This window comes from Mucilaginibacter sp., assembly GCF_964263795.1.
Lineage (GTDB): Bacteria > Bacteroidota > Bacteroidia > Sphingobacteriales > Sphingobacteriaceae > Mucilaginibacter.
Window position 1 is genome coordinate 66,164 of the sequence record NZ_CAXVWK010000032.1, and the last position, 20,027, is coordinate 86,190.

A 20,027-nucleotide genomic window follows, 5' to 3' on the forward strand; every position below is an offset into this window, starting at 1 on the left:
CACTAACTTGTAACTTTAATTGGGTCAATCAAGCTCCTGACCTCTTTAATACTTTCTTTATACATATCTAGGTACTCCTTAACATTCTCTAAAGGTCCGGTCACGCGGATCATAGAGTCCACATAACTCTTGTGCTTATCCGATTGATTAATGAAATATTTAAAAGCCATTATGTTTTCGCCCTTGATGTTCGAAGCACTTACGGGTTCAGTAAGTATATCAAATCTATATTTTTTTTCGTTGGATAAGTCTCCTTGAGAATCAGCAACGCCCGCTCGCTTTAATGCCGCCCTTCTGATAATACAAGGAACACATCGTCCGCAATGCTTAAATCCCTTGCCTTCAAGATGTGCATTTCGCGTAGCAGGCCTACTGCAAGACATTGTATCTGCGTTTGCGATAAATGTCGCATCTTCTGTGTCAACAAGCATTTGTCCTTTGGTTTTTAACTCATAAGGATTGACAATTTGCACATCCAGCTTTAATCCATCAACAAGACTTTGAAATAAATTTAATAAATGAGGATGGGTGGTTCGTGTGCTGTATGCACCTAATCTCAATGGTGTCAAAGCAATGTTTAAACTAATCATTCCATTTTCTGGTACAATAAGCTTCCTCTTGCCTCCATCTTCTACAGTCAAGCAGGATGCACATAAAACCCCGAGAGTCAAGAATAAGAATGACCTACCTCTTTCGGTGTCTTCTCTGCTGGTGATATTTTTTTGCTTGTCAACACTTACATAAGCTTGTACCAGAGTTAGATTATTGTCCTCATATTTTTGTTTAAGTTCATTGTAAGCTGAATTTCTGAAATAAGATACATCAGCACTTTTTGAATGCCCGACCAACAGCGGTTCAGTTCCCGCTTTTAATAAATCGAAGGCTCCAATAAAACTATCCATACCTCCGGAAAACAAACATACGGTATCAGTTTTGTACGATAGCCCTTTATATCTTTTGCTTTTTGAATTCGAAAAAAGCAAGTTTTGATTAACGCGTGATCGAAAATCGAAATGCCAAATATCGCCCGTCAGAAAGCCCAATATAGAAGTCAACGTATCTGTTAAAGACTCCCACTTGCTTATATCGCTGACCGGTATAAATAACTTGATTTGTCTTGTCCAACTATCTTGAGCATGTTGATAACGGTTAATTCTAATATCAGCGGCATAAACAGCGCACGCAATTAAAAAAAGATCTTCCGCAAGATTTGACGGAAACAATTGCAGTGCCCTTAGAGCTTTATACAATTGTTCGTACCTAATCCGGTTATTTTGATTTGCTAATTTGTTTATGTGATAGGTATAGCAAGCCTTACAAGTCTCTTTTAGATTTTGGTCAGCTCCAGGATCTTCTTGTCCTAATAATACCTCTAATCCTATAATTGATGTGTTCATAGTTAAGAATTAATAATTGATTTGAAAGCAATTTGATAAATCTTGTCCATCTCCTTTTCTAAACTTTTGACATCTTTTACAGCTTCGTGTAGTTTTGGTAGAATGGTAGCATTGACAAGTCCGTTGACAATTTGATATAACGTTTCCTCAATCTGCCTTGACTCTTCTACATTGAATGTCGCTACAGTTAATGACCTGCCAATATCACTAATCAATCGATAAACAATAGTCTCTTCCAAGAAAGTAGCCATCATCTGGCAAAGCTGTGGCTCGTTTAAAGATTTAATGTCTAAACCAGGGTTTTCCTCATCTAAGCGCACGATGGTTTGTGCATAAGCTTGCTTAGTGATGGCATCATCTAGTAATGCTCCCACACCACAAACCAGGTCCATTAAGGCACCCAATATTTCGACCGCTGATTTATTTATTAATTGGTCTAATTGAATTCCTTTTAACGCCTGGTCCAGCCCATTTTTTTGGATGTCATTTAAGAAACCTCCAAAACGAGCAATAGCTGAAGATGACCTCCTCATACGCTTAGTCATATTGCCCGAACCACCGCCTGCCTTTGAAACGTAGTTCTTAACGACCCGCGTTAATGCACCTTTGCGATCTGATGTAGAATTTATCGCCCTTTTGAATGCACGTTGACTTTGGTAAAATCGATTACTTGTATCTTCAATTACAACCTGTTGTTCTTCTTGCGGGGCATCTTCATTTTCTGGACTATCAGTTTCTTCATTACCTTCCTCAGTTTCTTCATTCCCATCTTCATCGTCCGGTAAGGGTTCATCCGGTATCCAATCTGGTATTAGTGGAATATTGGGGTTTAGTCGATTTCGGTTAGTTGAAGTTCCCATATATATTATTGGTTTAATAAGGTTCCGGCCAATGTTCTCACATTTTTTTCCGCCTCTGTGCTTAATGAAACTTTTGAAAATAATGCGCTTTTTAACTTGATTGCCTCTTGGCTTTTAACTCCTGTAAGATTAGCCAACATCCAAGTTTTTAAGTTTTTTGTAGGAACATTATCAATCAAAAGAATAAGCTTTTGCTCTAATATGCTAGAATAATTTATTAGCGTCATAATCCCGACGAATGGGTTTGGCATACTTCCCCAATCACTAGTCCCTTGAGCGCTTTTGACCAAATTATCATAAAGGAAGACTAACTGTTCGGGAGATAATGCTTTTATTTCATCGGTTAATCCAGCGATTGACATTTTATTCCCAGATGCCAAAGCTTCGAAGAGTGGTTTTAGTATTGGCGGGATTTCTTCAGAAGATTCGAAACTAATCGCTCTTTCACTGGATATAAACAAATAAGGTTTTAAATCTACATCCTTTAATGAAGGACTTAATTTAGCCCAATGTGATAATTCTTTATTTTCGTCTTTGGCCTTCGTCTTGGGTGATTTGGAATCCTTCGCAGTATTTTTTTCCAGGTCAGTGATAAAATCTGACTTGCCGTCTAAAGCACTACTGATTTCATCAATCAATTGCTCGAATTCTGGTGTATGAAATCTTTCTAACAACATCAGTTTGGCTAGCACATCAAGATGAACTTTATTTGTAATCTTGTAAATTTCAGCTACCCTTAGACGGAAAAAAATCGTGTTCAAGAATCGTTTGATATTTCTCGGGTTACCTCTCAGTTCATGTGCAAGAACAGCTCCTAATTGTTCTGCGACAATCATTGCCTTTTTTAATTCTTCATTTTCTTCGCGAAGTTGTTTACTAATAAATTCATAGCTGATATCAACGTTTTCATATGGGATTGTTTTTGAAATCTCGAAAGCTTCGCTGATTTCCTTCAACTTGATTTTGTCGTTTTTTAGCTCATACTGCAATAGCAGAAACCTAACGTAATTTTTTGTTTGTAATTGATTTAAAGATGGAACGCGGATAGGAACTTGTACCAATTTCTCCAAGTAGTGTTTAGTGTATTCACTTTGAGCGACTGGCAGGTCAGGAAAATGCCTGCGAACTGCATATTCAATCATTTGTTCATCCGCAGCTAAAACAAACACTGTTCCTTCAACAAATAAAAATAATCTGATCGCTTCTAATATGTCAATGACAGCTGTAGGTAGGCATCGGTCTAATTCATCAACAAGGACGACAAGTCTGGTTATTTTCGAACTTTCGATTAATTCTCGTAACTCTTCTCGAAAAGCATGAATCTGCCCGGGCACCGTTTCCTCAGCCTCCTTGAGATATGATTCTCCTTCATCCTCTTGCTCTAATTTTACCGTAGTAGTGTCTTCTTCTTTACCACTAAATAAATCTTTTGCTTGCCTTATCATTCCAGGGACACCGAGAAGTGCACCACTAGGCAAACCCGTCATTGTTGTTAAAGCGAGGCTACCGGCAGTTTTTGCGACTTTTAACCAATTAATCCTTTTGAGTAGTGATTTTCCTAATTTAAGAAGCTTTAAATTTGTAGGTTGTAGACGCATAAGTTCCCCTACGACCGATTCCATTAGTGCGGACTTCGTATCTTCATATCCTTGAAATAGCCAGCCATTAAATATGATTGTGTGCGTTTCAGGATCATCTTTGAGTTCTTGCTTAACAAGTGACAAAACCGAAGACTTTCCTATGCCCCAATGTCCGTAAACACCAATTGTGAGAGGACGCAACTCCTGTTCATCCATTATACTGATGATAGTTTGGGCTATACGACTATGCCCTAATAGGTCAAGGTCGGTTTCTTTGTCATTCCACATGTAACAGGTTTATAAGAATACGAATATAATATAATCACATGGTATTACTCAAAATTATTGCTTCCAGAGAGGTCAGGTAATTTAGAATTCTCCGATTTACGTTATTTACTATAGCTAAACTTAAAATGTCACCTCAAATCGATATCAAAAGGGTTACAACCTTAAACGAAATTGTCTTTTACCAGATCATTTTCATCTAATTCCGTCAACTGTTATCAAATAGTTTTCTCAAATTTACATTCATCAATTCATTATACGTTACGGATTCCCGTATTGTGCTTTAGCATTTTTAAAATTGATTTTTTTCATCAATAAAACTTTTGTCAGATATGTTTCTAACTTCATCGGTAAATATCAATGAAGATGAGTCCACAATTAGCATACTTAGATAGCATAAAGCATAATCTTGATACTGTCACCTACGGTCATGTATATCATAGTATCAGGCAAGTTCCAGATAAGTATGTTCCTACTGCTTTATTGCATAAAGGTCATTACATAGATCGTGTACGGATCAATGAAGGGGAAAAGCTCTTTACCACAGAACACGACGTTAGTTATATACATGATCCAGAAGTTTTAAAAAATCATGTTGGCTTGGGCAGGTCAAACGCTGAAAAGCAAGCTGTTTTTTATGGAGCTATAGAATCTCCGGAAATTCGACAACCTCGTGTTGTAGCCTATTTTGAAACTACAAAATTATTCAAGAAGCCTGAATTGCTGCCAGATAATATAACCGAACTATTTACGATGAGCCGTTGGAGAATTATGGCTGAAATAGAGGTGGTGGAAATGATATTTAGCAAAGACGCACAAGAAAATAGCGAATATGCAAGAACATCAGTTACCAATCAAATGAGCAAACTACCAAACGATGAAATAAGAAAGTTTTGCTATGAACAGGGAGAGTTTTTTAGTGAGGAATTTGCCCGGAAAGACGTAGGAGACAACCAGTCTTACAAGTATAAAATTTCATCTGCCTATGCTAACTATATCTGGGACAGGACAGCCTTCAAAGGCATCACCTACCCAAGCGTTCAATCAATATATAGTGGTCAAAATGTAGCCCTATTGCCGGAATTAGTGGATAAATACTTAAAATTAGAAAGCGTAGCAGTCTTTAAATTTGAAAGAAAGGACGGGAAAGATTTACCTATTGACTGCATCAAAATTGCAACTGATTTAGGTAAAGGAAATATGGATTTCAAATACGCTGATTATGTTGAAGCTGATTATCTTCCAGGAGGCAAACTATACTAAAAGGCAGACAACACAACGTTTATAGTTCATTTTTTGCCTTTCGGATTCCAATCAAACATCTGAATTTATATTCCATGTTGAAATGGAAAATCGACTTAATTATCGGAAGGTAGGTTCCATATTAATCCACTCTTTGAGAGGGTAAGATTTCTTTTGTCAAATAGGTCTTTCATAATAAGCCATACTTGATCGGTCAATAACAAAGATTTTTTGGTGCTCATATCGATCTTCGCAAAAAATCCAGTGATGGCTATCTTTTCGACAGCGATTTCTTTATCCGGCAGTTTCCAGAATAGTTTGTCACTGAGAGGAAAATCTTTAGTAATGGTTTTTAACAACTCTCCACGATTATGTACTTCCTCTGCAAAAGCTTTCAGGTAGCTGTCAAAAGGAACTGATTTTCCATTAGCATGGCGCAGGTGGGTATAATACATGTACAAATAATCATTTTGATCCCGAATAGTTATTGTGCAATTTCCGAAGTCAATACCGGTGACGTTTGCACGCGAAACCATAATTGGCATATTTATATCGAGGGTACCGATCTCTACTGTTTTGTTGTAGTGTTCGTCATTCTCGTTGGCTACTCTCAATTCGGCAAGTTTTATTCCCTGGTGTTCTGCAAAGGTTACTGCGTCCCTGGTAAATCCCGCTTTACAGACGATAATACCACTAGTTATACCTGAATCCTGCATAGTTTGGGAAAGCTTCATTACGATTTCCTTATCTACTTTTTTCCTGGCGTATTTGCATTCTATTGCTGTGAGCAATTGTCTTTCACCATCGAACTGTTCGGTCAGCACGTCTATCTGATGTTGCACACCGATTTCCCTTTAATTTTACAAGTGCGTCCATAACCTTTGACCTTAATTCCATACCGGGCTCCAAGCGCGCAATAGATGTATTGGGTTATTGCTTCATATTCTTTCCAGTCAAGCTCATTTTTTTCGGACATATCATTCTATTAATCACCTAAGACTCGTCGGTACTTTTAGGATCTGTATTGTAACGTATCTCATCAATATCTAAAAGACTAAAAACGTTAGCCTCTTTTATTATTTGTTTTTTAATTAGGTTTTCGCCAATTATCTCAAAATAATATTCATCAACTGGGAACAAACTGTATGCGATAGGATTTTTGGCAAACGGATTATGCCAGACACTCCATTTTGCACCACCTAAAGTAAGTACATCAGTGTTTTTAAAGAACAAGATTGCGGAAACTGTAGTATTTATTGGACTGCGATGATAAAAAAATCCGCTGCTTTCCGGGTAAGATAAATTGATGTAAGTTCCATTATCGGTGCCAAATAAGACACTGTACATCTCATCCTCCTTAAAAAACATATCATTATTGCAGATACAGATGATGTAAGGCGCATCAGTGATGCCATATTTTGATGGCTTTTTATCATTTAGCGCTGATAATATCGCCTTTTTACTATCAATTACTTTCGCATCATTTTCGATAACGCCGAGGCTGGTTTTTATTCCGTCGTGTGATTTCCGTAATAAGCTGATCTCAATTTTCCATCCGCCATCTTCGTATAAATACCGTCTATAAAATAGTTCTTCATTGCTAAACCCTTCGCTATTATCTTTTACAAGATCAATAAACTTTCTAATCTTTCTTGCTGAAACACTGGTCTTAGCTATTGATTTAAAATCAAGGTTTATGAAGTAAGGGTAATAATGAATTTGCCTGATAATGTCTTCAACTGCACCCTTTCGCCGCTCTTCCTCAATGGTTTCAAAAGAGTTACCGGATAAAGTGCATTCCAAAAAGTAGCCTTCGGTATCAACTTTCATCGAAAAATCCGGGGTGGTTGACTTCAGAAGTTCGGGGTGCTTTGATACGCCAAACCCTTGACGTTTAAGAAAATTATAAACAACCAACTCAAAGAGAGCGGCATAGTGCTGCTTATCGTTCTTCGACTTTATTTGGCTGATAAACTCCGCATCATAATCCATTTCAGCTAACCAGGAGGAAACAAGTCCTCTTACCATTGCACATCGGTTCCAAGACGATCTCTCAAGAAATTTAAAAGAAGTTTCCTGTACCTGCTTCGCGTCCGCTGTTAAAACGACGTCAGTATCAAAGACCATTGTAAGTTATTTAATTATGATATAAACTATAATCTACCACCTTTCCGGCCTGTACATAGGGTCTGACATTGGTAAACTTAAACTTATGAGCTGTAACTCTGGCTAAATTGCTGCAAGGGTCGCTGATATAATTCTTTGTCCCTTTCACCAGAAAAAACCGTTGCATAAATACTTGTTTCAGTTCCAAAAAATAATCAACTGCCTGTGGAACCAAGACGATGTTTAACCCGTGTGTGTTAGTCATGGCACTTGGATAAACTATACCAGGTATCGCGGTATTCAACATGTTGGCATAGTAGTATCGTATTGCGTAGATATACGCATTTAGGATATAGTAGCAATTTTCGTTCTCTTTCACGGAACTGGCTAATTCTGAAAAGAACCTCATGAATTTTAAAAGAAAAGCACTTGCTACCGGTGAAAAGAATTTATCTGCTTCGGCAATAAACGAATCGGCAGCTTTGCGCAAATGTTCATTTCCAGCCAGGTGCTTGTCGTCAAAACAAAGATTGACGACAGGAAGCACGTCCTGATTTACCCAACAGCCTATCGTTAGATCCTGAACAACAGGTGGATTGATTTCATCATTCAGTTCTTTACATGCCTCAAGGCAACAGTGTAGAACCGGATCGATTTTGGGGTTCTCTACCCTAAGCGAACCATAAAAAAGCGGTTCTAAAGGTCGATTGAAACGACCTGCCGAAATTCGGTCTGCGTGAGCAATATTATAAGATATCTCTTGTTGCTCGGTGAATAGTTTGCCATAATTAGGTCGCGCCCGAAAAATTGGTGCACCTGCATCTAATCGCATAATCATCAACGGCAATTTATCAATCATGAAATAAATTGAATTTATCGCTTCGTTAAAACGCACATCGTCGACAGATTGGGTTAATAAGTTCTTTACAACATCCAATTTCTTTTCTAAAGTTCTAACGTTTTTATTGACCCAAGTAAGTGGGAAATCTTTGGACACCTCCCCAAAGTGATTTATCATAGCTGGAAATTCCATCTTACAATTACCTCCTTATCAAATAAATATATAATATAAATATCGTAGTTATTTTACTTTGCTATAAATGTTAGTTTTCCACAAGGGAGGGGTTATGCACCTCGTGAATTGTATGGCAAAACCTCATAAAATATTTATGCCCCGCAAGGGGCCGCCCGGAATTTGGGCAACTCCTTTGCAGGGCATAACAATGCAAGCAACTTAAAATTCTACTATAAACCCTTGCTGGCAATCGCCGGCTTCCGTTGCTGCGTCCTCGTATGTATCGAAAACCATATTGTTACCATCCTGATCGGTGACAATGGCGGCGTACTCCGCACCGCCTAATGTTTCAATGACTATAAAACTCATAACATTAACTTATTAAAAATCCCTGTTGCCAAATGTTAGTTAACCATTGCTCGGCAAATTCTGCCTGTTCGTGCTGCATATCATCGTCACAATTTTTCACAATGCCGTCGTTTTCATTGAAAATGATGCTTTCATCATCAATACCTATGTTAGCCTGTCGAAATGAATATGGTGTTATTTGCACTTTTTCGTAGGTTTCGGTTTCATCGCCTCTGCCATCTACAACAATAAAACAAACTTCTGGATCTTGCATCAGTTCGCCAAGCTGTACATAATAATGGCAAAGGCTGTAAAGTTTTGCTTCACTATTGTAGGCATCGCCAATATGTTCTATGGTCAACGGCATAAAAGGCTCGTTCTCAATTTTTAGGTGCTGTTTGCTGTTCATTTTTGCTAAAAGCAAACAGAATATTTTGGCACTATTTACATTTAAGGTTTTCATATTAAAAGTGCGCACTTTATACGGTTGCGCCTCCGTTTAGATTAATGTTTCAAATAATGGCGGTTTGGTCTATTGTTATTTAATACCTCGCTACCGTATTTCTCCCTTATCTCGTCCAATGACTTTTTACCGCCCTTGTTGACCTTGTATTCAGCGGTACGGAAGTACCAAGCCAGTTTTTTAGAAGCAAAGAAAAAACCCGCCTGCTTTAGCGTGTCCTTGACCGGCCGTGTCAAACCTGTTACCCAAATCCACCAGCCTACCAGTTCAATAGTGATGCCGTCCAAATGAATAATAGCCTCTATCGCCTTGCGGTAGGCTTCGGATGATAATATTTCATGCTCGGTTTCTTCTTCTGACAGGTTTGCCCCTTTAATGGCTTTGGCACTGGCAAACGCATACTCTTTATTGATTTCTTGCATGGTAACTGTGTCACCGCCCAGGTCAGGGTGATATTTTTTAGCGAGTTTTTTATAGGTCGCCTTTACCTCGTCAAGCGTTCCGCAATCAGTAAACCATTTCATAAGCGTATTTTTGAAGTACTGTAGATTTCTGAAAAATCGGCTAATTGCCTGTAGAAAGTATCGGGGTTATCCTCTTTGAACTGCTCCCCGTAGCCCTCGAAATAAATTTGATCGAGGTGTTCAATAAATGCCTGTTCCATCATTTCAAATTTTGGTAAATAAATAGCCTCCCGATGGATAATCGGGAGGCATTAAGATTAAAGCGTTAAAGAAATTTGCGCCTCTACCTCGGATAACTTACCCTCACAAAGTGCCTTAATGTTGGTAGCCACCTCATTAATGATGAAAGGGTTTTTAGTGCTGAACGTATTACCGTTATCATCAGTAATTTTCAGTTCACACCGTTGGAAGTGGTTGAGGTTGGTTTCCTCTGCATCATCCAATTGTTTCACCTCAAAAGCGTCTAAATCCTCAATGGTGGAAAGCAGTTTTTCACGCTGATTAGATAACCTGCTTAAATCCTTAATTTTCTTTAAGGTCTGCTCTAAATTCAAAGCGGGCTTTTCTTCGGCAAAAGCCGCCTTGATCTCCTTTTTTGTTGGTTCTGCCTTTGGTTGCGCTTCTGCTTTGGATGCTTCCCCTTGTGGTTTTGTTTCTTCGGGTTTTGGCTGTTCCTGTGGCTTGGCTTCGTCCGCCTTAGATACAGCATTTACAGGGTTTCCCGCAACGAATTGTGGGGTTTTGTCAGCTTTAACGGTGTTTACATTTGCTTGTCCGTTGTTTTTTGCTTTAGTTTCCATGTTACTAAAAATTAAGTGTTTAAAACCTGCGTACTACCTTTCGGCAGGAGCCATTTCTGGCTTTTTGTTAAGCACCCTCACCTGATTTAGCAGGGTTGGCAGACAAGGCTTTTGGAATAAAAATACTACCCGGAGCGTAGCGGAGGTGTGGAGATTTTTTTTCTAAAACCCGTAGGGCCTGGCCTTGGCTGACAGCACTGCGGATCAGAAATTTGTTGCGCAAACAGCCTAAAATGACCCTAATCAATATTTGCCAGAACTTGAGCAAAAGCAGCAAGTGCGGCTGTAGGTACGGAAGCCGCTCTTGCAGAGCAAGTGGCTGAGCGGAAGTATGGAGCGAAGCGGCTGATGTCTTTAGAGATGTGAGATAATATGTGTTAAAAATGCTATTTTTATAAATCACAATTTTGAAATGAAAGACCTCTTATCAAAACATTTAAAAGACATTGGAAACTTGCCCTACCTGTTCGTTGGCTCAGGGTTTTCCAAAAGGTACATCGGCATGGAAAGCTGGGAAGACTTGTTAGAAGCCGTAACAGTTTTGGCTACATTTCCCAGGCCATTCACCTATTATCTCACTGAATGTGGAAAAGATTATCCTGTATTGGGTAGTTTGCTTGCTGAGGCCTTTTATACAAAATTTTATGATAGTGACTACCGAACACTATACCCTTACATAACAGATCCTATTTTGAAAGCTGGTGATAAAGACACACCATTTAAGCATTTTATCGCAGACTATATTCAAGGGAAACAAAAGCAGGCCGGTATATCCGACGAAATCGAGATCTTAAAAAAAGCTAAGATTGCTGGGGTAATTACGACCAATTGGGACACTCTGCTTGAAGAAATGTTTCCCGATTTCAAATGTTATATAGGTCAGGAAATGATGTTTGCGGAGGCGTTAAATTTTGGTGAACTGTTTAAAATCCATGGGAGTATAACCAGACCGGACACAATGGTTTTAACCAAGCGGGACTATGACGACTACCATGTCCGTAACGCTTATTTAGCAGCTAAACTGTTGACAATTTTTGTTGAACATCCGATAATTTTTGTCGGCTATTCGCTTTCTGATCCAAATATATTGCAGATCATTAATTCAATTTTTAAAACAATCAGAGTAAGTGACTATGAAAAATTCAAAGATCGATTGATTTTTATTGAATACGATAAGTTAGCGGCAACTGCCAGTTTTATGGACGGGACATTAAGCATTGGGGATGGACGTTTTCTTCCCATAAAGCACATTAAGGCAAATGATTATTCTCCAATTTATGAGGTTTTACAAGAATTGGATCAGGCGATTCCGACAAAAGTCCTTGTTCGCTTGAAGCATATGCTTTATGATTTCGTGGTTACTAATAGGCCAAACAATAAAATTTACGTTGGTAATATCACCGATGTTGACGATAGCACACTTGACAAAATACAAGCGGTTTTCGGAGTAGGCGCTGCTGAAATGTTTGAATACGGGTACCGTAGTGTTTCACCTGAAGATATTTTTAAAGATATATTGGATGAAAATATAGCGTTTGATATAGATAAGCTGCTAACGCTCACTTATCCAACTGTATTTAAAAGTGCTCAATATATTCCAGTGTATAAGTATCTTACTGTAAAAGGCATTGGGACTATTGATCAAATAAGAACTGTTTATACCGGTTTTGACACGAGGTTGATCAGTAAGCTTAAAAGAATCACCTTCACTAAACTTCTTCCGGCGCCAAATTATGTCGCACACAAGCCAGATGTGAATAAACTACAGTCTTTCAGCGAGCTCGTCTCAAAAAAAGACGCTTGGCATGTCCTGCTCTACGTTCATTTGTTGGATCATAACAAAATTGATCTTGAAGATTTCAAAACCTTTCTACTCGAAAATCTTCAGAAATATGGAAAGACAACGGATTATCGTAAAGCCATGTGTCTGTATGATATTCTAAAGCATAAACCGAGTGCGACATGAGGAAGTCTGTTTTCGATAGCAAAGAGGAAGAGAAGCTGTTTAAGCGGCTAAAAACCTATTGGAGCAAGTATTTGGACGTGTTTCCGCAATTACCCCCAAAGAATGTTTTCGGATACGACGAAATTATGAAGTCAGAAATGAAGCCGGGTGCAAAAGAATTTCTTTTAAAAACCAGTTTTGATTTTGTAATCTGTGATATTCAAACACATGCACCATTGCTTGTGATTGAATTTGATGGTTTGTCCGGTGGTTTCTCAAGAGAAGCGGAATATTTTACACAGAGGGTGGTTCAAATTGACCCACACCGGGAGCTGAAAATGAATACTAAACTTCAGGCATGCCGCGACTTTAATATTCCAGCGATTGTTGTATCGTATCAAGAATGCTGGGTATTGGAAGAAAGCGAACAGATGATCAATATATTGGATGTAATTATTGCCGATGCGATAGAAAAAAATGATCATGCTAAAAATTACGGGAAATATGTTGATATGCTTAGCGAGGCATATAATTATGGCGGTCAGGAATCTGTAGATACTACGATGATCGAGATAGAAATGATGAGTGAACTGGCTAATCCGATTAAACGTAAAATTCTCGAGGTAACTAAAAAATTCCCCCGCTGGGGTACCCAATTTTATTTCACAAAACCTGATGATAATGGTAACCTTACCGAAACGTTTCACCTTGACTCCGGTATAAATACCGTTGATGGGGTTATGTATACTAAACGACTGTTATCAGTGAATGTTAGTATTAGACAGGCCGGTGCGTTCACACATGACCCGGTATTTCTCTTAAATACTATAGGTGAGTATTGTCTTGCAATGAAAACAAAGAAACACCTAGGTTTTGAATGGAAAAATTGGGCAGAGGCCAGCGAAAAAGCGGATTGGGTTAAACATTAACCCGCTTATCTTGAAATTTCCTTTGCAGACGGAACCGCAAATGGGCGTTATATAGCCAATTGTATTAATCCGTATCTTTAAAAATGCGATTGCTGGTAAAGAAAGATGGCTTGTATGCAGAGATATTTCGGGTCGGGTTTTACAAAAGCCAGCACTGGAGTGTCATCGGCGAATATTTGCTATTTGATATTTTAGAGTCCATGATCCCGGAGGGCACCAAATTTCATAGCCATTTTATCTATGTCGAAACAGGTGATTACCACTTTTCGATCAAATACTTTGACATAAAGGAGCAGGTGTATGTGGATAGAAAAACCTACTTCAACCATATAGCGACCCGAAAAAAAGCAGACAGCCCCAACTTTAACAAAGCCGACGAGATTGTCAGACGGGATAAAAACCTTGATGACCCACTTGATTCATTTATGATGGGAGAAAGGTTAAAGCCCTGGACAGAACGGCCTTTAGGTCATCATTTTGGAACAGTGGCTGTTAATCTGGATGTAGAGGGAGAAAAAAAACTGGCTTGGGACAATACGATCAAACCGGATACTGAAGACCTAGTTATAGACATAAACCTTGGGCAAAGCAGTATCATAAATTTTGGTGCGGGAGTTTATAGTGACGGAAATCCTGCATTTCAATTGTCAAACCTGCCGGACGATGTTATTACTTATGAAAAAGCAGTGACTAAAGATGATTTAGTACTTCGTTTGAATGTTATTATAGTAAATACTAAAACAACTAAAAGTTAAGCTTATGAAAGCAGGTGCAGAATACGAGCAATTTATATATCAAAAATTCAAAGATTTTTATGTCGATATGGACGTAAAAGTTAATGATAAGATCCTCGGAAAGCAAAGTGGGATAAAACGCGAGATAGATGTGTCAGTTTCGGGCGAGTTTGAGGGAGTTCCGCTTCTTTATCTTGTACAATGTAAGGATCATAACAAACCAGCTGATGTGAAAATTTTAGGGGAATTTTCAGCTGTTATTAAGGATGTCGGCGCCTCAAAAGGTTTTTTAATTTGTAGTTCGGGCTTTGCAAAAACAATCCACCAATATGCAAAGACATTGGGTATCGAATTGCTAACCGTAGAAGACATCAATTCTCCTAAATGGACGGTAGATATAGAAATTCCTTTTGTATACGAGAAACACGAAATCACTGCCGCGCACATGACTGGCTCTATATTGCCAAGTGAAGAATTGGTATCGAAAAATCATTCAGATATTAAAGTTACAATAAACGATTTCAAGTTCGTTTCATTCGACAATGGATGTACCGTTTTAAAGCTGACGAACTATATTAATATGCTATTCCCTGAATACAAAATGGATATTTTTAATGGCAAACCATTGATCTTAGACAACCCTGAGCTCAAGATTTACTTTTCAAAGGTCTGGACACAGGCCAATTTTCATATTGAATTTAGCATCCAAAAAACTAATTTTCTGAAATATCTAAAGCCCAATGAATTTACGCAGGTAGTGAATCATGTTAGCGGAGAAATACTACCAATAAAATTTACTTTTAATGAGGCAATTATCGGCCTAAATGATGAATATGTGGAAGTTGATGCCAACGATATGCCTGTCTTTACAAATTTAAACTTTGCTATTCAGGAACACCCGTCGGGTATCGGAGAGTTAGCGCTGTCAAATATTAAAATGGGATAATTTTTACTTAAATAACCGAAAGGCCGCCAGTTTCCTAGCGGCCTTAGTAATTAGGTTCAGTTTGCTATTAACTTTTTTTGTTCTTGATCTTGCTCACTTCATTGCGTCCGGCCTGAGCCAATGTTTTCACCTGCTGATAGGCTTTGCGTAAACGCCTTCCGGCCGATTTGTTTCCCTTTTGATAAAAGGCGTTTGCGTCTTTCTCTGTTCCGGCAATAAATGCCTTTAAATTTTCAAATGCGTTCATAATAATCGTTTTAAATGGATGTATTGGGTTAATTATCTCTAATAGTTAGACAGACAGGCCCTGCTGCTTTTGTTGGCTCATCTTCTTCTCAAAGATGTTCTGCTGTCCTTTGCCTAAGTCCTGGGAAGGTTCTTTCAGGAACTGCTCGCGTTTTTCCGGCTTGCCGTTCGCCTGGTAGAAATTCAGGTTGGTGTACCTGGGCATTGCTTCGAGGTGCAGCTTCTGTTCCTGACCATCGGCACCTGTAACGGTCACGACCGGGCGGTTACCATTTTGCAATTGCTGGATCAGCCCCTCGCGGAGCTTGTCGTTATCCAGCCCCTTGATCTTGTAGCTATCCAGTTCCTTAGCCACATCAAAACCATAGCCTTCACTGTATTGCTTTACCTTAAAGTTGCCGTACTTGTCTTTAGGTTCATCAAACTGGTTAACACTCCAGGCCTTGTATTGCTCTCCGGCACGGTTGACCAGATCATCACGATACACTGCTCGCCCTTGTAGCATATTGGCGGCCTGTTCTACCGTAAAGCCTTTCCCACGGTTAACATATTGTGAATTGGTGATCGCAGGGCTGTAGTAAGTGGTTCTGAAATCTTTGTTCACATAGTCAACTTTGCCTTTGTCCATCGTTGCCAGGGTCATTTTATCGCCGACACTTTTACCTACTGCAAGCTCACTGGTCTGTTTTTGTGCCTTGAAATAATCAATGGCCTGCAACACACTGTCAAACTTTCGGGTCAGGTTCTCGCCCTTTTTCTCGGGGTTGGGACTGATGATGATATACTTTTTATCATCCTCCAGCGGCTTGGCTTTAGAAAGTGCCAGGTCATAGCGATTGAAATAATAATAGTCGCTCTGTCCCGACTGGCGAAAGTTGAGCGTCACATCAAGTTGTCCCTTATCAGCGGGCAATTGGGTATATAACTGGAAGGCTGGCAGGCCTTTGGCCATTTCCTTTTCCATTTGTTGGATCAGCGCGGGGCTGAACTTCAGGGCTTTCATTTCTCCCTGAAGATTTTCTAAATTCATTCTATTCATACCATTATTGTTTAATAGATTAGCTTCTTTGATCTCCGCAAGCATTTGCCCGGTCGACCTGTAATACACTGGATGATCGTCACCTCCTGGCAAATAGCCATAGCCAGCTTTGGCTTCCCAGACATCTAAGGCTTCGTCCAGCGTTTCGAAAAAGTCGACCTGATGGGGTTGCAGCTGATGCTCCATTGGTCGCATTTCAAAAACTACGTATGGGAAGCCATTGCTTTGGGCTTGCTCCAGCATATGAATGATCTTCGGCGCATGCTCAGTTTCCAGATCCATTGTTTATCGGGTAGTTGGTTTTCGTGTGTTGTCACGCAGCAAAACCGGGTAACCGGATTTAAGCGGCTGTTTAATACGCTTCAATTTTTTGGAGAGTAAGGATTTAGCCGCATCGATGCCCGCCCCGGCGATCTGCGTGGTCAGGTCAAACCCCGTAATACCAATGCCGCTTGCCGCATCGACCACGCCGCCGTTGACCGCATCGGTCAATACCGCTTCCGGTGCATTGATACCCGTCATGGCATCGCGCCTGTCAAATACCGTGAGGTTAACAGGCACAATAGAATTACCCAAGCGGACGTTTTTGATCTCTAGGTTCAGCCGCTGGTTGCTGAATGCCGCCAGTCCGTACACGCTGTGACCTTTCGGGAACAGTTGCCCGTTAAGGATTACGCTGTCCAGCAGGATCAGTTTGACCACTGAGCCCTGAACGGCTTTCTGGTCACCGTCAATGGCTGCCGGGATGGTGGTAAACAAACTGTCATTCGGGGCTGGCCGCTCATCGGAACGGTATTTAAGTTTAGCCAGTTCGGGGTTTTGGATCTCCTGAATACTTTGCAGCATGGCCGATAGCTGTTTCATCTCCGGGTCTTCACCCGAACCCGATTGCATGCTTTTCATCAGCAGTTCCAGTTTGTCCACGTCCTTAGTAATGCCCGCCTCGTAACCGCCCGTTTTGACAGGGACGGTGACCTTGTTTTCTGCTGTTGGTTTGGCCATTTCTTTGTTCAGGGAGGCGAGCCGCTCTTCGATGGCTTTGGCCTGCGGATCAATGGCCGTGCTGTCAAAACCAAATTTACCCGCAAGCGACCGGATCGCTTCGCCGCTGGTGTCAGCGGATTTGCTCTTGTTATAGAGAGACATTTTATCGCTGAGGGTGTCTGTGCCAAATTTGGCAGCAGGCAGCTGGGTATTGATACCCGAACCGGTGACAACACCCGTTTTTTCAGGGGTTCTGCCGCCACCCAAAGCATAAAATGCAATAGACAGAAGCGGGATGATCAGTAAAGGCAGGAACAAAAGCATCCTGCGTGTTTCTATTTTTTGTTTCATAAATGAATGGATTTAAAGTAAACTAAACGGTTAATAAAAAGCTGCGATGAGCAGGTACAGGCAGTATGCCCCGAAACAGGAGCAGAACAGGATAAGCAGCAAGAGCCAGGTTTTAGCAGGCAGTCCTGCGGTTTTACCGTTAAGCCAGTCCGCGGCGCGGCGCTGGGTGCGGGTGATGCGTGCTGCTATGCGCCCTGCCAGGGCTTCCTGCCTGCCGGTGAGCTTTTCCGCCCTGTTTTTTGCAAATAGCTTCATTGGCCGGAGGTGTTAGTGCCGACATCCTGGTTAAGCAGGGTTTCCCATTTTTGTATGAGAAAACCGTGCGGGTTGTTGTCCGAGCGGCTGACGTTGCGAAGCCAACCCTGGGTGACCAGCTTGCGGCTGACCGCCGAACTGGAGCGGATGAGCTTTTGCGTGGCGAAGCACCTGAAATGATAGGGGTATTCGCTGATGTCCAGTTGTATGCTGTCGATCATAATCTCCTGTGAAATATTCGCCGAAATGATATTATTGTAATAGCCCTGCTCTTTCAGGTTTTCGTAATTCCTGCGTGCGGTTTCATCTGCCAGGTTCAGCGCTTTGCCCATATTCGACTGTATCACTTTTTCGTCCGGGTCAAGGGTAAAGAACCAGTGATGGAACATATTAATGTGGTCTCGCGCTTCCACTGCCACGTTATCTTTCCGTTCGGCAGAAAACGCTTCCAAAGCTTTTCCATTGGCCAGAATGTAGATCTTGCCCTGCACGGATTTCACCATATCAAAGCTCGTATAGACCGCAAAGCCGGAGATCACTACGCAGGCTAGGATCAAAAAAAGGCTGAACCTTTTGATGTGCTGGAAAGCGGTGTCAATGTTTTTAAGTTGTGTGAACATAATTATCCTTTCAATTTTTCTTTTAAATAATCATTCTGATCGCCGCCTGCCTTATCTGAATTGAGCCTGCGCCAGACATCGCCCATCGCATCGGTTACCATACCACCAGCGGCCATGCTGGTATTCATCGCAGTGGAACCACCGCCGACAACCAACGTATTGACCTTTTGCAGCATGGCATTGCCGCCACCGGCGTGCACAATATAATTGGCGACGTTCGGTACGGTGAAATAGCCGACAATACCGATCACCATAAAGACCAGGTACCCCACATCGGTCGGCGAAAAGAAAGTATCACCGGACTGACCGATCTGGCTCAGGTCTATTTTTAACATATTCTCCTGGATCTTTCCCAAAATGGCACCGAAGATATTGGCCACCGGCAGCCACATGAAAATATTGATGTAACGCGCCAGCCAGACCGTGAGGGTATGCTGAAAGCCGTCATAGACTGCAAAGCCGAATACCAGCGGGCCGAGTATGGCCAGAACGATCAGGTAAAAGGTTCGCACGGTATTGATACACAAGGCGGCAGCGGCAAACAGTACCTGCAAGACCTCGCTCATCCACTGCTTGATCGAGTTCTTGAAATTGTAAGCATTACGGTCAAGCCAGAACTTGATGTCATTCCCAACGCCCTCGAACATGCCTTCTTTTTCTCGATCAGGGTCTTTAGGATGGGTATAGCGATACCACTTGTTTTCATCGCCATTACCGGTTTCCCCGACATACATTTGCCAGTGGGTGCTTTTTTTGATGGCCTCTTCTTTCTGCTTCAATAATGCGGCAATCGCCTTATCACTCTCTCGCACCATCCCGCCGGTAGCGGAAACCACGGGCTGTAATACCCCGTTGAGTACGGATATGACCATCGGAAAAAGCATGATCGCCAGCCCCAAAGCAAAGGGGCGCAGCAAGGGATAAAAGTCTACCGGCTCGGCATTGGCCAGATGCCGCCAGACCCTGGAAGCAATATACCACAAGGCACCAAAGCCAGCCAGTCCCCGCGCTACGCCGATTAGTTTGGAACAGAGCGGTATCATTTCGTTATAGACATTGTCCAGTACCGGCTGCAGGCCTGAAATGCTCCCCGCCATTCCGTTGCCACTTTGGGCAAAGGAAAGTACGGGCAAAAGCATGGCTGCGAGTGCTGTAAAAGCACCCCATAAAATTGTTTTCTTCATAAGCCTTTAGTTTTTGTTAAAATAATCGCCGATACCTTTCAATTCCGCTTTTTCGCGCGTCCGCTGGAAGCTGAGCATACCTGTTTCCCGGTTAAAGGAGCGCAGGAAAGTAAGCTTGTCTATGGTGTCCTCATAAATGCGGTCAATGGCCTGCAAACGTTCATCATCGCTCATGCGCAGCTTATTGGCGGTAACGACCATCAGCAGCCTGTCAAGGTTCTGCACACTTTCATC

At 41.0% G+C, this 20,027-nt stretch carries 22 protein-coding genes and 1 pseudogene; 5 read left to right on the forward strand and 18 right to left on the reverse strand.

Annotated elements, in window-relative coordinates; translation table 11 throughout:
* Window positions 1-2: 2 nt before the first annotated feature.
* From qatC to qatA, 3 genes are read right to left on the reverse strand one after another with little or no spacing between them, the layout of a single operon-like run.
* Entirely contained in the window at window positions 3-1,397 is a 1,395-nt protein-coding gene (qatC, locus tag ACE5CV_RS06395; RefSeq protein WP_374949338.1) for a Qat anti-phage system QueC-like protein QatC, read from the reverse strand.
* Between the two features lie 2 nt (window positions 1,398-1,399).
* The gene (qatB, locus tag ACE5CV_RS06400) at window positions 1,400-2,257 is read right to left on the reverse strand and encodes a Qat anti-phage system associated protein QatB (protein ID WP_374949339.1); all 858 of its coding nucleotides are present in this window, start codon (window positions 2,255-2,257) and stop codon (window positions 1,400-1,402) included.
* A 5-nt stretch (window positions 2,258-2,262) separates the two neighbouring features.
* Window positions 2,263-4,125, reverse strand: a complete 1,863-nt coding sequence (gene qatA, locus ACE5CV_RS06405) for a Qat anti-phage system ATPase QatA (protein WP_374949340.1) — start codon at window positions 4,123-4,125, stop codon at window positions 2,263-2,265.
* A gap of 357 nt (window positions 4,126-4,482) precedes the next feature.
* Here qatA and ACE5CV_RS06410 point away from each other — a divergent pair, with 357 nt between their 5' ends.
* Window positions 4,483-5,385 carry a hypothetical protein gene (locus ACE5CV_RS06410; RefSeq protein ID WP_374949341.1) on the forward strand — a complete coding sequence of 301 codons (903 nt, stop codon included), beginning with the start codon at window positions 4,483-4,485 and terminating at the stop codon, window positions 5,383-5,385.
* A 95-nt stretch (window positions 5,386-5,480) separates the two neighbouring features.
* On the opposite strand, the gene ACE5CV_RS06415 is transcribed toward ACE5CV_RS06410, so the two are convergent.
* The 8 genes from ACE5CV_RS06415 to ACE5CV_RS06450 all read right to left on the reverse strand — a co-directional run bounded on the left by ACE5CV_RS06415 (window position 5,481) and on the right by ACE5CV_RS06450 (window position 10,560).
* On the reverse strand, window positions 5,481-6,206 hold the full coding sequence (locus ACE5CV_RS06415; protein WP_374949342.1) for a restriction endonuclease: 726 nt from the start codon (window positions 6,204-6,206) through the stop codon (window positions 5,481-5,483).
* A 151-nt stretch (window positions 6,207-6,357) separates the two neighbouring features.
* Window positions 6,358-7,491: a hypothetical protein gene (locus ACE5CV_RS06420; protein WP_374949343.1), complete on the reverse strand. Its 1,134-nt coding sequence runs from the start codon at window positions 7,489-7,491 to the stop codon at window positions 6,358-6,360.
* 10 nt (window positions 7,492-7,501) lie between these two features.
* Window positions 7,502-8,503 (reverse strand): hypothetical protein, encoded by a 1,002-nt coding sequence (locus tag ACE5CV_RS06425; RefSeq protein WP_374949344.1) that lies wholly within the window; start codon window positions 8,501-8,503, stop codon window positions 7,502-7,504.
* Between the two features lie 201 nt (window positions 8,504-8,704).
* Window positions 8,705-8,854: a hypothetical protein gene (locus ACE5CV_RS06430; protein WP_374949345.1), complete on the reverse strand. Its 150-nt coding sequence runs from the start codon at window positions 8,852-8,854 to the stop codon at window positions 8,705-8,707.
* Between the two features lie 4 nt (window positions 8,855-8,858).
* The gene (locus ACE5CV_RS06435) at window positions 8,859-9,242 is read right to left on the reverse strand and encodes a hypothetical protein (protein WP_374949346.1); all 384 of its coding nucleotides are present in this window, start codon (window positions 9,240-9,242) and stop codon (window positions 8,859-8,861) included.
* A gap of 95 nt (window positions 9,243-9,337) precedes the next feature.
* Entirely contained in the window at window positions 9,338-9,820 is a 483-nt protein-coding gene (locus ACE5CV_RS06440) for a J domain-containing protein (protein WP_374949347.1), read from the reverse strand.
* Entirely contained in the window at window positions 9,817-9,963 is a 147-nt protein-coding gene (locus ACE5CV_RS06445; RefSeq protein ID WP_374949348.1) for a hypothetical protein, read from the reverse strand. The genes ACE5CV_RS06440 and ACE5CV_RS06445 overlap by 4 nt, the downstream gene beginning before the upstream one ends.
* 54 nt (window positions 9,964-10,017) lie before the next feature.
* Window positions 10,018-10,560, reverse strand: coding sequence for a hypothetical protein (locus ACE5CV_RS06450; protein WP_374949349.1), 543 nt, complete (start codon window positions 10,558-10,560; stop codon window positions 10,018-10,020).
* 412 nt (window positions 10,561-10,972) lie between these two features.
* On the opposite strand from ACE5CV_RS06450, the gene ACE5CV_RS06455 reads away from it, so the two are divergent.
* From ACE5CV_RS06455 to ACE5CV_RS06470, 4 genes are all read left to right on the forward strand, one after another.
* Entirely contained in the window at window positions 10,973-12,526 is a 1,554-nt protein-coding gene (locus ACE5CV_RS06455) for an SIR2 family protein (RefSeq protein WP_374949350.1), read from the forward strand.
* Window positions 12,523-13,434: a DUF2726 domain-containing protein gene (locus ACE5CV_RS06460; protein ID WP_374949351.1), complete on the forward strand. Its 912-nt coding sequence runs from the start codon at window positions 12,523-12,525 to the stop codon at window positions 13,432-13,434. Before ACE5CV_RS06455 ends, ACE5CV_RS06460 begins: the two co-directional genes overlap by 4 nt.
* An 83-nt stretch (window positions 13,435-13,517) precedes the next feature.
* On the forward strand, window positions 13,518-14,189 hold the full coding sequence (locus ACE5CV_RS06465; protein WP_374949352.1) for a hypothetical protein: 672 nt from the start codon (window positions 13,518-13,520) through the stop codon (window positions 14,187-14,189).
* Between the two features lie 4 nt (window positions 14,190-14,193).
* Window positions 14,194-15,114, forward strand: a complete 921-nt coding sequence (locus ACE5CV_RS06470; protein WP_374949353.1) for a restriction endonuclease — start codon at window positions 14,194-14,196, stop codon at window positions 15,112-15,114.
* 67 nt (window positions 15,115-15,181) lie between these two features.
* Here ACE5CV_RS06470 and ACE5CV_RS06475 read toward each other — a convergent pair whose 3' ends face one another.
* From ACE5CV_RS06475 to ACE5CV_RS06505, 7 genes and pseudogenes are all read right to left on the reverse strand, one after another.
* Window positions 15,182-15,361, reverse strand: a complete 180-nt coding sequence (locus tag ACE5CV_RS06475) for a histone H1 (RefSeq protein WP_374949354.1) — start codon at window positions 15,359-15,361, stop codon at window positions 15,182-15,184.
* Between the two features lie 45 nt (window positions 15,362-15,406).
* Window positions 15,407-16,681 (reverse strand): hypothetical protein, encoded by a 1,275-nt coding sequence (locus ACE5CV_RS06480; protein ID WP_374949355.1) that lies wholly within the window; start codon window positions 16,679-16,681, stop codon window positions 15,407-15,409.
* 3 nt (window positions 16,682-16,684) lie between these two features.
* Window positions 16,685-17,734, reverse strand: coding sequence for a conjugative transposon protein TraM (gene traM, locus ACE5CV_RS06485; RefSeq protein ID WP_374949356.1), 1,050 nt, complete (start codon window positions 17,732-17,734; stop codon window positions 16,685-16,687).
* 30 nt (window positions 17,735-17,764) lie between these two features.
* Window positions 17,765-17,989, reverse strand: a complete 225-nt coding sequence (locus ACE5CV_RS06490; RefSeq protein WP_374949357.1) for a hypothetical protein — start codon at window positions 17,987-17,989, stop codon at window positions 17,765-17,767.
* Window positions 17,986-18,609 (reverse strand): conjugative transposon protein TraK, encoded by a 624-nt coding sequence (traK, locus tag ACE5CV_RS06495; protein WP_374949358.1) that lies wholly within the window; start codon window positions 18,607-18,609, stop codon window positions 17,986-17,988. Before traK ends, ACE5CV_RS06490 begins: the two co-directional genes overlap by 4 nt.
* Before the next feature lie 2 nt (window positions 18,610-18,611).
* On the reverse strand, window positions 18,612-19,793 hold the full coding sequence (gene traJ / locus ACE5CV_RS06500) for a conjugative transposon protein TraJ (RefSeq protein ID WP_374949359.1): 1,182 nt from the start codon (window positions 19,791-19,793) through the stop codon (window positions 18,612-18,614).
* Window positions 19,794-19,799: 6 nt separating this feature from the next.
* Window positions 19,800-20,027: pseudogene (locus ACE5CV_RS06505) on the reverse strand (TerB family tellurite resistance protein); the annotation flags it as partial.

Excerpts from the sequence above, each read along its gene's own strand:
- qatC (WP_374949338.1), bottom strand. The coding sequence starts at position 1,397 with ATGAACACATCAATTATAGGATTAGAGGTATTATTAGGACAAGAAGAT.
- qatB (WP_374949339.1), bottom strand. The coding sequence starts at position 2,257 with ATGGGAACTTCAACTAACCGAAATCGACTAAACCCCAATATTCCACTA.
- qatA (WP_374949340.1), bottom strand. The coding sequence starts at position 4,125 with ATGTGGAATGACAAAGAAACCGACCTTGACCTATTAGGGCATAGTCGT.
- ACE5CV_RS06410 (WP_374949341.1), top strand. The coding sequence starts at position 4,483 with ATGAAGATGAGTCCACAATTAGCATACTTAGATAGCATAAAGCATAAT.
- ACE5CV_RS06420 (WP_374949343.1), bottom strand. The coding sequence starts at position 7,491 with ATGGTCTTTGATACTGACGTCGTTTTAACAGCGGACGCGAAGCAGGTA.
- ACE5CV_RS06425 (WP_374949344.1), bottom strand. The coding sequence starts at position 8,503 with ATGGAATTTCCAGCTATGATAAATCACTTTGGGGAGGTGTCCAAAGAT.
- ACE5CV_RS06430 (WP_374949345.1), bottom strand. The coding sequence starts at position 8,854 with ATGAGTTTTATAGTCATTGAAACATTAGGCGGTGCGGAGTACGCCGCC.
- ACE5CV_RS06435 (WP_374949346.1), bottom strand. The coding sequence starts at position 9,242 with ATGAACAGCAAACAGCACCTAAAAATTGAGAACGAGCCTTTTATGCCG.
- ACE5CV_RS06440 (WP_374949347.1), bottom strand. The coding sequence starts at position 9,820 with ATGAAATGGTTTACTGATTGCGGAACGCTTGACGAGGTAAAGGCGACC.
- ACE5CV_RS06445 (WP_374949348.1), bottom strand. The coding sequence starts at position 9,963 with ATGATGGAACAGGCATTTATTGAACACCTCGATCAAATTTATTTCGAG.
- ACE5CV_RS06450 (WP_374949349.1), bottom strand. The coding sequence starts at position 10,560 with ATGGAAACTAAAGCAAAAAACAACGGACAAGCAAATGTAAACACCGTT.
- ACE5CV_RS06455 (WP_374949350.1), top strand. The coding sequence starts at position 10,973 with ATGAAAGACCTCTTATCAAAACATTTAAAAGACATTGGAAACTTGCCC.
- ACE5CV_RS06460 (WP_374949351.1), top strand. The coding sequence starts at position 12,523 with ATGAGGAAGTCTGTTTTCGATAGCAAAGAGGAAGAGAAGCTGTTTAAG.
- ACE5CV_RS06465 (WP_374949352.1), top strand. The coding sequence starts at position 13,518 with ATGCGATTGCTGGTAAAGAAAGATGGCTTGTATGCAGAGATATTTCGG.
- ACE5CV_RS06470 (WP_374949353.1), top strand. The coding sequence starts at position 14,194 with ATGAAAGCAGGTGCAGAATACGAGCAATTTATATATCAAAAATTCAAA.
- ACE5CV_RS06475 (WP_374949354.1), bottom strand. The coding sequence starts at position 15,361 with ATGAACGCATTTGAAAATTTAAAGGCATTTATTGCCGGAACAGAGAAA.
- ACE5CV_RS06480 (WP_374949355.1), bottom strand. The coding sequence starts at position 16,681 with ATGGATCTGGAAACTGAGCATGCGCCGAAGATCATTCATATGCTGGAG.
- traM (WP_374949356.1), bottom strand. The coding sequence starts at position 17,734 with ATGAAACAAAAAATAGAAACACGCAGGATGCTTTTGTTCCTGCCTTTA.
- ACE5CV_RS06490 (WP_374949357.1), bottom strand. The coding sequence starts at position 17,989 with ATGAAGCTATTTGCAAAAAACAGGGCGGAAAAGCTCACCGGCAGGCAG.
- traK (WP_374949358.1), bottom strand. The coding sequence starts at position 18,609 with ATGTTCACACAACTTAAAAACATTGACACCGCTTTCCAGCACATCAAA.
- traJ (WP_374949359.1), bottom strand. The coding sequence starts at position 19,793 with ATGAAGAAAACAATTTTATGGGGTGCTTTTACAGCACTCGCAGCCATG.